General features: G+C 63.6%; 8 protein-coding genes. All 8 read left to right on the forward strand.

The window, feature by feature from the left end:
* Positions 1-60: 60 nt before the first annotated feature.
* Positions 61-2,172, forward strand: coding sequence for a type VI secretion system tip protein TssI/VgrG (gene tssI, locus AB1A62_RS18605; protein ID WP_366662973.1), 2,112 nt, complete (start codon positions 61-63; stop codon positions 2,170-2,172).
* A 10-nt stretch (positions 2,173-2,182) separates the two neighbouring features.
* Complete coding sequence (locus AB1A62_RS18610) at positions 2,183-2,791, forward strand: hypothetical protein (protein WP_366662974.1); 609 nt, start codon at positions 2,183-2,185, stop codon at positions 2,789-2,791.
* A 17-nt stretch (positions 2,792-2,808) separates the two neighbouring features.
* Complete coding sequence (locus tag AB1A62_RS18615; RefSeq protein WP_366662975.1) at positions 2,809-3,111, forward strand: PAAR domain-containing protein; 303 nt, start codon at positions 2,809-2,811, stop codon at positions 3,109-3,111.
* Positions 3,112-3,119: 8 nt separating this feature from the next.
* The gene (tagH, locus tag AB1A62_RS18620) at positions 3,120-4,586 is read left to right on the forward strand and encodes a type VI secretion system-associated FHA domain protein TagH (protein ID WP_366662976.1); all 1,467 of its coding nucleotides are present in this window, start codon (positions 3,120-3,122) and stop codon (positions 4,584-4,586) included.
* A 47-nt stretch (positions 4,587-4,633) separates the two neighbouring features.
* Complete coding sequence (tssK, locus tag AB1A62_RS18625; protein WP_366662977.1) at positions 4,634-5,974, forward strand: type VI secretion system baseplate subunit TssK; 1,341 nt, start codon at positions 4,634-4,636, stop codon at positions 5,972-5,974.
* Between the two features lie 14 nt (positions 5,975-5,988).
* Positions 5,989-7,425 (forward strand): type IVB secretion system protein IcmH/DotU, encoded by a 1,437-nt coding sequence (gene icmH / locus AB1A62_RS18630; protein WP_366662978.1) that lies wholly within the window; start codon positions 5,989-5,991, stop codon positions 7,423-7,425.
* Positions 7,422-10,994, forward strand: a complete 3,573-nt coding sequence (tssM, locus tag AB1A62_RS18635) for a type VI secretion system membrane subunit TssM (protein WP_366662979.1) — start codon at positions 7,422-7,424, stop codon at positions 10,992-10,994. The genes icmH and tssM overlap by 4 nt, the downstream gene beginning before the upstream one ends.
* On the forward strand, positions 10,994-11,214 hold a 221-nt coding region (gene tagF, locus AB1A62_RS18640; protein ID WP_366662980.1), incomplete at its 3' end, for a type VI secretion system-associated protein TagF. The genes tssM and tagF, both read left to right, overlap by 1 nt.

Genomic DNA, 11,214 nt, shown 5'->3' on the forward strand with positions numbered 1-11,214 from the left:
AATGTTTGAGAACACTGCCGGCGATTACCGGCCCCGTTCCCGTCGCGGAAAGGAGGAGACATGGTTGTAAGCAAGGGCCATGAAAACGACCTCGCCTGGATGACGGGGACATATTCCACCGACGGCCTTATGATGAGCCGGGCCATTGTGCGCGAGGGGTTGAGCAAGCTCACCGAGACCACGATCGAATTTGCCGCCACCAAGGCCCAGCCCAAACTGGAAGACCTGGTCGGCAAGCAGATGAACGTGCATGTGATGCGCCAGAAGACGGAGCATCAGTTCAACGGCATCTGCGTTTCGGTCGAGCATCTGGGGTTCCGCAACGGGTACGAGATGTTTGTGGCCGAGGTGCGCCCCTGGTTCTGGATGCTGACCCGGACCTGCGACCTGCGGGTGTATCAGGACAAGACCACGGTCGAGATCATCAAGCAGCTGTTCGGCGAATACGGCTTCAGCGATTTCACTGACAAGCTGAGCGAGAGCTACGAGAAGCGGGAATATTGCCTGCAATACCGTGAGAGCGATTTTGATTTCCTGTGCCGCCTGATGGAGGAAGAGGGGATCTATTACTACTTCGAAAGCCCGGTCGGTGAGACCACGCGCGAAAAGCTGATTTTGTGCGACGGTGTCAGCGGCCACTCCCCGATAAGCGGCGGGTCGACCGTTGAATTCCACGCCCGCGACGACAGCGACCGGCGCCGCGAAGAGCATATCTCCGAATGGACCAAGGATGAGCGCGTGACCCGCGGCAAGGTTACGCTGAACGACTTCGATTTCCTGACGCCGTCAGCGGATCTCAAGGCGACCTCGTCGATTGCCAAGGGCAAGCATTCCTACAAGGATTACGAGGTTTACGACTATCAGGGCCATTACCGGAAGAATTCCGGCCTGGGCACCAAGCTGGCGCGGGTGCGGATGGAAGCGGAAGCGATCAAGCACATCCGCTGGCGGGGCGCCTCCAGCGTGCCGACGCTGGTCACGGGCTGCACCTTCACCATGAAGGAGCATCCGGTGAAGGATAACAACAAGGAATACCTGGTGATCGATGCGGAGCATCACATCAAGGTGGCTTGGGACTACGGCGAGCGGGAAAGCCAGAGGCAGAAGAAGGCTGCTGACCAAGGGTCGATGCGGCGCGATCTGAAGCCGAAGAACATGGATGTTCCGGAGGAGATGGAGCATGACGTCTATGCCTCGACCTTTGGGGCGATCCTGAAATCCGATCAGTTCCGGGCGCCGCTTGTGACGCCTTGGCCGGAGGTTCAGGGTCTGCAAACAGCTACCGTGGTGGGCCAGAGCGGCGAGGAGATCTGGACCGACGAGCATGGCCGTATCAAGATTCAGTTCCATTGGGACCGCGAGGGCAAGAAGAATGAGACCTCTTCATGCTTTGTGCGGGTCATGACGCCCTGGTCGGGCAAGAACTGGGGCATGGTGGCGATCCCGCGGATGGGTCAGGAAGTTGTGATCCAGTTCGAGGACGGCAACCCGGACCGGCCGATCTGCACCGGCATGCTTTACAATGCAGAAACAATGCCGCCCTATACCTACCCCGATGATCAGACCCAGCTGGGGATCAAGACCAACTCCTCCAAGGGCGGCGGCGGCTATAACGAGCTGATGTTCGACGACAAGAAAGACAGCGAACTGATGCGGGTGCAGGCCGAAAAAGACCACCAGATGCTGGTCAAGGACCGCTCGACGGTGACGGTGGGCATGGATGCACCGGACCCGGAAGTGACCTCGGCGGATGAGAAAAGCTATGTGTTCACTGTTCAGCAGCACATGACGGAAACCGTGCATCAGGGCGACAGGACTGAAGTGGTGGAGACCGGCGACAAATCGGAAACCATACAGACAGGCAACATGACCCTGGACGTGGATACCGGCAACCTGACCGAGACCATTGCCAAGGGGAACCACTCTGAAACCGTTTCGCTGGGCAATCTGACCGTGGATGTGACCGCGGGCAAGATCGCGATGAGCGCGGGGCAGGAGATCAAACTGACCGTGGGCGCCTCGGAGGTCAAAATCGACAACTCCGGGGTCAGTATCAAAGGGCCGATGATTAAGATCGAAGGCACCGGAATGGTTGAGGCCAAGGCGCCGATGACCACCGTCAAAGGCGAGGCCATGCTGACCCTTAAGGGCGGCCTCACGATGATCAACTAGGCGGGTGCAGATGTCGGCAAGATTTGAAAAGCTGGTGAAAATGCCCGCTGACCCGGTGGCCAAGCTGCTGTCACGGGCAAATGTCATCCTGAAAACCCCGCTGGAAGCGCCGCCAACGGCGCAGGCGGGGGTTGTGCTGGAAGAGCTGGACCGCAAGGGCGCCCTGGTTGATCTGCTGCGCACGCTGGCGGTGCTGCTGCCCCCGCGCGAGCGGGTGTGGTGGGCCTGCCTGGCAGCGCGCGATTACATCGGGCCGCGCTCGGACAAGGACCCGGCCTCGCTGACCGCGTCAGAGGCCTGGGTGTTCGAGCCCTCAGAGGAGAACCGCGACAAGGCGCGGATCACCCTGGATCATGCCTATGTGGATGATGACACGGTGAACTGCGCGCTGGCGGTGCTCTACGCCGCCGGAACCCTGGGACCGGGAGAATTGAATCAATATCCTGCCCCGGCAGGGGCCTCTGAGGCAGCTGCCTTTGCCATGAATATGGTGGCCTTGGGTCAATTGTCTGATAAGTTTGAAGAACACGGCGCCGTTCTGGTAGAGCGGGCGCTGGATATCGCGCGCGGCGGCAAGGGCCAGGTGATCGAGGTCCCGCTGCAGGCTGCGCAGGACTGAATGGGAGGATGTAACAGATGGGAATGCCACAGGCCCGGGTGACGGATCTGCATGCCTGCATGCTGCCCTCCACCCCGCCGCCGCCGGTCTTGCCGGTGCCGACGCCGATCCTGCCGCCCTGTGCGGTCACCGTGCTGGTGGCCAACCTGCCGGCGGCGCGGCTGACGGATATGTGCACGGCGGCGCCTGCACCGCACCCGATCATCAAGGGGTCGGCAACGGTGCTGATCAACAACCTGCCGGCCGCGCGCGTGCTGGACAGCACTGCCTGCGGCGGCATGATTGCCAAGGGTGAATTCACTGTGCTGGTTGGAGGATAGGCCCAGGCATGGGAGTGACACTGAAATTCCAGAGCTCGGGCGCGATGCCCGGCGATGCGGCCCCTGTTCCGATGCGGGGGCCGAGCCTCACCGTGGGGCGCGGGGCCAGCTGCGACCTGGTGCTGCCGGACCCGGACCAGATGCTGTCGCGCAACCACTGTGTGATCGAGGATCACAACGGCAATGTGGTGGTGGTCGACCTCAGCTCCAATGGCACCTTTCTGAACTATTCCAAGATCCCGCTGGGCCGCACTCCGACGCCGCTGAACAACGGGGATGTGCTGTGTGTCGGCAACTATGAGCTGGTGGTGGAAATCCGCGATGATCTGGCGGATGTGGGTGACATGATCGCGGCGCCCGCGGCGCAGGGGCCGGCCTCGCACGGCAATGCCGCCAATGCGCCTGACCCGCTGCAACTCTTGGAGGATGCCGGGCCAGGCGGTGATTTCCTGGACGATCTGCTGGGTGAGGGGCCGAAGGGGCCCGCACAGTTCAACCCTGTGGACCCGATCGACGAGTTGCTGCCGCCGCTTGGCGAAGAAGAGGACCCGTTCTTCCAGAAGGCCAGCGACGGGCGTGAAGGGGAGGGGGCCAGCCTGCCCAATCACAACCCGACTGCCTCGGACGGGTTTGCCGCACCTGCGTCGCAATCGAACATGATCCCGGATGATTGGGATGACGACTTCCTCTCGGGCATCGGCGAACCGGAAACCCCGGCGCCCCAGCCTGATCCGCAGCCTGCGCCGCCGCCGCGTGAGATGCCGCAGCCTCCTACGGAAGTGCCGCCTTCGGCTCCGCCGCAAGAGGCGCCGCCTGCGCCGCCGCAGGAGATCCCGCCGCAGCAGGACAGCGGGGAGAAGACCACCGCGCCTTCAACTGCGCCCTCGGCAGAGACGCAGGAGGCGGTAGCGGCTTTCCTCAAAGGGCTGGGCGCAGAGGTCAGCATCGGACCCGCCGATCACGCCAGCACCATGGGACGCATGGGCCGGGTGATGAAAACCCTGGTCACGGGCCTGCGTGAAATCCTGATGACCCGGACCTCGATCAAATCCGAGTTCCGCATCGAGCAGACGATGATTTCTGCCGGCGGCAACAACCCGCTGAAATTCTCGATCACCCCGGAACAGGCGGTGGAGGCGATGGTGCGCCCGGCGACCAAGGGTTACCTGTCGCCCGAGACCGCGGCCGAGGAAGCGCTGCGGGACATCAAGGCGCACGAGGTGGCGATGGTCACCGGTATGGAGGCGGCGCTGAAAGGCGTGCTGAAACGGCTCGATCCCAAGGCGCTGGAGGCGCAGATTGAGGACAAGGGCGGTTTCACTGGCCTCTTGCGCGGCAAGAAGGCGCGCTACTGGGACGTTTACGAGCAGCTCTATGCGGAGATTTCCGACCAGGCTGAGAATGATTTTCACGACCTGTTCAGCCGCGAATTTGCGCGGGCCTACAAGGACCAGCTGGACAGGCTGAAGGAATGATCGGCACCGCGCCCTGCGTGTGTGCCCGCAAGTGAGAGGAGATCCCGGTGTCCTGGGACAGCAAGGTACTTTGGACGGAGGGGCTGTTTCTGCAGCCGCACCACTTCCAGCAGTCCGACCGTTACAACGAGGCGCTGGTTGCCGGGCTGGCGCGGCGGCTCAGCCCTTATGCCTGGGGCGTGAACGGGCTCGAGATCGACCATGAGGCGCTGAAGATCGGCCAGTTCGCGGTGAAGTCCTGCGAGGGGCTGACCCATGACGGCACCGTGTTCAGGGTGCCGATGGCCGATCCGCACCCGCCGGCAATGGAAGTGCCGACCACCGTCAAGGACTGCATCGTCTACCTGACTGTGCCGCAGCGCCGCCAGGGCGCAACCGAGGTGGATCTGAGCGGCGCCGAACGCTCGGCCAGCCGCCTGCGCCCGGACAAGGTGGAAGTGACCGATGTGACCTCCACCGAGCGCAAGCCGGTGGAGCTGGACGTGGGCAAGATGCGCCTGCAGTTCGCGCTGGAGGTGGACGATCTGGCCGACCTGCTGGCTGTGCCGGTTGCGCGTATCATCGAGGTGCGCCCGGACAAGGAGATCGTGCTGGACCAGGCTTTTATCCCGTCCTGCCTGGACGTGCGGGCGGCACCGGCGCTGAGCGGGTTCCTGCGCGAGCTGGAGGGGCTGCTGGCGCACCGGATGGAAGCGCTGGCGGGCCGCCTGTCGGAGGCGGGCGGCGCCCGCGGCGTTGCGGATGTGTCTGACTTCATGCTGCTGGCAGTGGTCAACCGGATGCTGCCGCAGGTGCGCCATCTGCGCAACATCGAGAACCTGCATCCGGAACGGCTGTTCACCACCTGCGCAGGTATGGCGGGGGAGCTGTCGGTGTTCATGTCGACCGATAAACAGGCGCCGGAGTTTCCGCCCTATACCCATGACAACTTGGTCGAGTGTTTTGCGCCTGTAATCAGGGTGCTGCGCCAGTATCTGAGCTCGGTTCTGGAGCAGACTGCGATCCCGATCAAGCTGGAAGCGCGCAAATACGGTATCTCGGTGGGGGTCATTGCCGACCGCAAGCTGCTGGGCAACGCGGGCTTTGTGCTGGCAGTCAGTGCCGACATCCCGGCTGAGGACGTGCGTAAGCATTTTGCCGGCCAGGCCAAGATCGGCCCGGTGGAGGAAATCCGCCAGCTGGTGAACTCGGCGCTGCCGGGGATCACCCTGCGCCCCTTGCCGGTGGCGCCGCGGCAGATCCCCTATCATTCCGGCGTGGTCTATTTCGAGATGGATGCGGACAGCCCCTATTGGCGCAAGATGACCACTTCGGGCGGGATCGCGGTGCATGTGTCGGGACAGTATCCGGGGCTCAAGATGGAGCTTTGGGCGATCCGTAATGCATAAGGGAAGGCACTGAGATGGCTGATTATGACGATCCCTTTGCCGAACCGGGGGATACCGACAAGACGGTGATCAAGCCGAACCCGGGCGGGCGGCGCACGGCCACGCCGATGCAGCAGCCGGACGTGCCGCAGCAAGCCCAGCCTGTGCCGGAACAGCCGGCGGAGCCGGCCGAACCTGCACTGGATGCCTATGGCGTGCCGCAGGCGGCGGCACCGAAACCGCAAGCTGCGGCGGGCGGGGCCAAGGCACCGAAGATGGCGCTGACGGGGATGAACCAGCTCACCGCCTGCGCCTCGACCCTGTTTGCGCTGATTTCCCGTATTCGTAACCGGGCCCAGCACATGGACCCGGATGGCCTGCGCAAGAACGTGGTCGCCGAGGTGCGTGCGTTTGAAAACCGCGCCCTGCAGGCGGGCATTGCCGCGCAGACAGTGAAGATCGCACGTTATGCGCTGTGCGCGACACTGGACGATGTGGTGCTGAACACGCCCTGGGGCGGCCAGTCCGCCTGGGGCCTGCAATCGATGGTGGCGACCTTCCACCGCGAGGTGGTGGGCGGCGACCGCTTCTATGACCTCCTGGCGCGGCTGGAGAAGGAGCCGGGCAACAACATCGATATGCTCGAGTTCCTGTACATGTGCCTGTCGCTGGGGTTCGAGGGCCGCCTGCGGGTGGAGCAGGGCGGTTCGGAGAAGCATCTGCAGATCCGCGGCGCGCTGGCGAGGATCATCCGCAACCAGCGCGGACCCGTTGAGCGCGATCTGTCGCCCCATTGGGAAGGCCTGATCAAACCGTTCAAAGCTCTGTCGGTCTGGCGTCTGGTGTGGATCACCATGGCGGCCACCTGCGCCATCCTGGCGTTGCAGTTTCTTGGCCTCAGCTGGATGCTGTCGAATCAGACTGAAAATGTGGTCGGGCAGCTGACGATTGTGGACTCCGGCCCCAAGGCGGAGCTGGAACGGCGGGCACCGCCGCCACCGCCGCCGCCGCTGGCGCCGACGACCGAGGAGCAGGTCGCCAAGGTCGCGGGCTTCCTGGAGCCGGAGATCAAGGAAGGCATCGTGCAAGTCTTCCAGAAGGGCAACACGCTTATTATCCGGCTGACCGGTTCCGGCATGTTCGGTTCCGGCTCTGACCAGCTGAGCAAGGCGTTCCGTACTCCGGTGAACCGGGTGGCCGAGGCGCTGAATGACGAAAAAGGCAAGATCATCGTGGCAGGGCATTCCGACAACGTGCCGATCCGATCCTCCCGCTTCCCGTCCAACATGGCGCTCTCTCTGGCGCGGGCGAAATCGGTGATGGCGGGCATGGCAAGGGTGATGACCGACCCGGACCGGCTGTCAGCTGAGGGCCGCGCCGACAAGGAACCGATTGCAGACAACAGCACCCGCGCAGGCCGGGCCAAGAATCGCAGGATCGAAATCCTGCTGGTTCAGGAGGTTGAAGGATGATCCGCCGTTATATCTTTCCCCTGTTCCGGTCGATCTACACCATCCTGCTGATCCTGGCAGCGGTGCTGTCGGCCTGCGTGTGGTTTTTCGCGCCCTTCATTGGCGGCGCGGAGTGGCGCCCGTTCGACGGCGTGCTGTCGCGGCTGATCACCATCGGGGTGATCTTCCTGCTGTATTTCATCATCATCGGCATCATCTTCTGGCGCCGCCGCCGCAAGGACAAGGAGATGACCGAGGAGATGGCGGAGGCCGTCGATACCTCGGAAGACGATGTTTTGTCCGAGGAAATCGGCGAACTGCGCGGCAAGTTCAAGGACGCGATGAAGGAGCTGCGCAAGTCCAAGGGCGGGCGGCGGCACCTGAACGACCTGCCGTGGTACATCATGATCGGCCCGCCGGGTGCGGGCAAAACAACTGCTATTGTGAATTCAGGCCTGCAATTCCCGCTGGCCGAGAAGATGGGCAAGGCCGCCATTGGCGGCGTCGGCGGCACCCGCAACTGTGACTGGTGGTTCACCAATGACGCGGTTCTGATCGACACTGCCGGCCGCTATACCACGCAGGAAAGCGACGCCGAGGCCGATAATGCCGCCTGGCTGGGCTTTCTGGGGTTGCTCAAGAAGTACCGCAAGCGGCAGCCGATCAACGGTGCGATCATTGCCATATCGCTGTCGGACCTCAGCCTGCAGGATGAGATCACCCAGAAAAGCCATGCCGCTGCCGTGCGCCGCCGTCTGGCGGAGCTGCGCGAGAAACTGGGCGTGCGCTTCCCGGTCTATGTGCTGTTCACCAAGGCCGACCTGATTGCCGGCTTTCAGGAGTTCCACGACAGCCTTGGCAAGGAAGACCGCGAGCAGGTCTGGGGTTTCACTCTGCCGCTGCCCAAGGGCAAGAAGGAACAGCCGCCGATTGCCGGATTCGACGAGGAATTCGGGCTGCTGCTGGGGCAGATCAATGCCCAGCTTCTGGAGAAGATGCAGACCGAGACCGACCATCAGCGCCGGGCGCTGATTGCCGGGTTCCCGGCACAGGTGGCCTCGATGCGGGGGGTGGCGCGCGAGTTTCTGATGGAGGTGTTCCAGGACAACCGCTATGAGCAGCGCCAGATGCTGCGCGGCGTCTATTTCACTTCCGGCACCCAGGAAGGCACGCCGATTGACCGGCTGATGCTGGGCATGGCGCAGACCTTTGGTATCGGGCGTCAGGCAATCGGCACGGGGCAGGGGACCGGGCGCAGCTTCTTCCTGACCCGGCTGTTCGAAGGCGTGATGTTTCCCGAGGCCGGACTGGTGTCCGCGGATGACAAGGTTGAACGCCGCTACCGCTGGACCCGGCGGATTGCGATTACCGCCACGGTGCTGGTGGCCATTGCGATGGGCGCGCTGTGGGTGCGGTCGTATCTCAAGAACACAGATCTGATTGCCCAGGCTGAGGGGCAGGTTGCCACCTATCAGGCTGCCGCGGCGGAGCTGCCGCCCAGCCCGGTCGGTGACACCGACCTGGTGCCGGTGGCAGCTGCGCTGAACAATCTGCGCGACATGCCGGGCAACCCGGTCCTGTCCGACCCGGAGCCTGACGGAGCAATGACCTATGGCCTGTATCAGGGCGAGGTGATCGGCACCCAGGCGGCGCAGACCTACCGCGGCGCGCTGAACCGGCGGCTGCTGCCGCGGCTGCTGGTGCGGCTGGAGCAGCAGATCGAGGGTAACATGAACAACCCCGACACGCTGTATGAGGCGCTGAAGATCTACCTGATGCTGGGACTGCAGGGGCCGATGAACCCCGACCTGGTCAAGGAATGGATGCGGCTCGACTGGGAGAACATTGCCTATCCCGGTATTGCCCGCAGCCAGTTGCGTGCCGACCTGACGGACCACCTCACCGCGCTGCTGTCGCAGCCGATGGAGGAGATCGCGCTCAACGGCCCGCTGATCGAGCAGGCGCAGAACATCCTGTCGGAGATGCCGCTGGCCCAGCGGGTCTATAACGGTATCCTGAATTCGCAGAAGGCCACCGCACTGCCGAAGTGGCGGATCACCGATGTGGGCGGGCCCTCGGTCAAACGGGTGCTTGTGCGCAGTTCCGGCAAGCCGCTGAATGACGGCATCGAGGGTATCTTCACCTATGACGGCTTCCACAACGTGTTCCTGCCGGAGGCGGTCAGCGTCGCCGAACGGGTCCACCGCGAGGCCTGGGTGCTGGGTGAGCAGAGCGAGGCAGCCCAGAACGAGGCGGTTCTGCTGAAGCTCAGCCGTGATGTGCTGGACCTTTATTATAATGACTATATCAGCCGTTATGATCAGATCCTGGGCGATATCGACATCGTGCCGCTGGAATCGCTGTCCCATGCGGTGGAAGTCACCAATGTGCTGTCGGGGCCGACATCGCCGATCGTCAACATCCTGACCGACGTCAGCAACGAGACCCGGCTGAATGAGGACAAATCGCTTCTGGATGCGGGCACCTTGGCCGCCGGCGCCCAGAACGTGGCCGCGATTGAGGCGCGCTCGAACCTGTCGATCCAGGGGCAGATCCTGCTGGAGGCGCTGGTCGGTTCCGCCGAAAATGCGCCTGGCCAGGCGGCCAAGCCGCCGGGGGCCTATGTGCAGGAACGGTTCCAGTGGCTGTATGACCTGGTCAACCGGCCCGAGGGTCAGCCTTCGCAGCTGGATGATCTGATGGGGCAGCTGCAGCTGGTCTATCAGGAGCTGAACAAGATGTCCTTCTCCGGCGTTGCCACCGGCGGCCAGAGCGGCCAGGCTCTGCTGCAGTTCCAGCAGACCGCCAGCCGCATGGGGGGACCGCTGCCCCGCTGGGCGACGCAGATTTCGGCCGGATCGTCGGGCATCACATCGGAGGGCACCCGCGCCTCGATCAACGCGCGCTGGCAGTCCGCGGTGCTGCCGTTCTGCGAGAAAGCGCTGGCGAACCGCTATCCGTTCAACCGCTCGGCACGTGCCGATGTGGCGATGGCGGACTTTGCCAAGCTGTTTTCCCCGAACGGGATGATCGACAGTTTCTTCAATGAGCATCTGCTGAAATATGTCGACACCCGCAGCCGTCCCTGGACCTGGAAACGGGTGAACGACGTTGACCTCGGCATCAGCCCGGCAGTGCTGCAGCAGATGCAGTACGCGTCGGAGATCAAGGAGGCGTTCTTTGCCGGCGGTGCCCAGCCCGCGGTGAATTTCCAGATCACCGTCAACGCGCTGGACCCCAAGGCCAAGGAGGTGCTGCTGGAAATCGACGGCACCAAGGTGGCCTATAACCACCGCTCCGGCGCACCGACGCCGGTGGCTGTGACCTGGCCCGGCTCGGTCGGTCTGGCGCGGCTGACGCTGCTGCCGCAGAAGCGGGACAGCGAAAATGTGCTGTCGCGGGACGGGCCCTGGGCCTGGTTCCGGCTGCTGGACGCGGCAGAGGTGCGGCGCACCAATGTCTCTGACCGGCGCCGCGTCAATTTCCGCGTCGGCGGGCGGCTGGCGCTGTTTGAGCTGCAGTCCGGATCAGTCATCAACCCCTTCGCCCTGCCGGCCATGGCGAAGTTCAGCTGCCCGAAGTCGATGTGATGGCTGGGTTCGGTGCATTCGGCAAGATGCCTTCAGCCGGGGACTTCTTCCGGCTGAACACGCCTGGCGGATTCGTGCGGGTCTGGGATGCGTGGCTGCAGCAGGTTATGCTGGATGGCAAGGCAGCTTATGGTTCCGGCTTCGACGCGCATTACATGACGGCGCCGATCTGGCGGTTCACCCTGCCGGCGGGGGTCGCGGGGGCGGCACCGGTCTGGGG

The organism is Leisingera sp. JC11, assembly GCF_040704725.1.
Lineage (GTDB): Bacteria > Pseudomonadota > Alphaproteobacteria > Rhodobacterales > Rhodobacteraceae > Leisingera.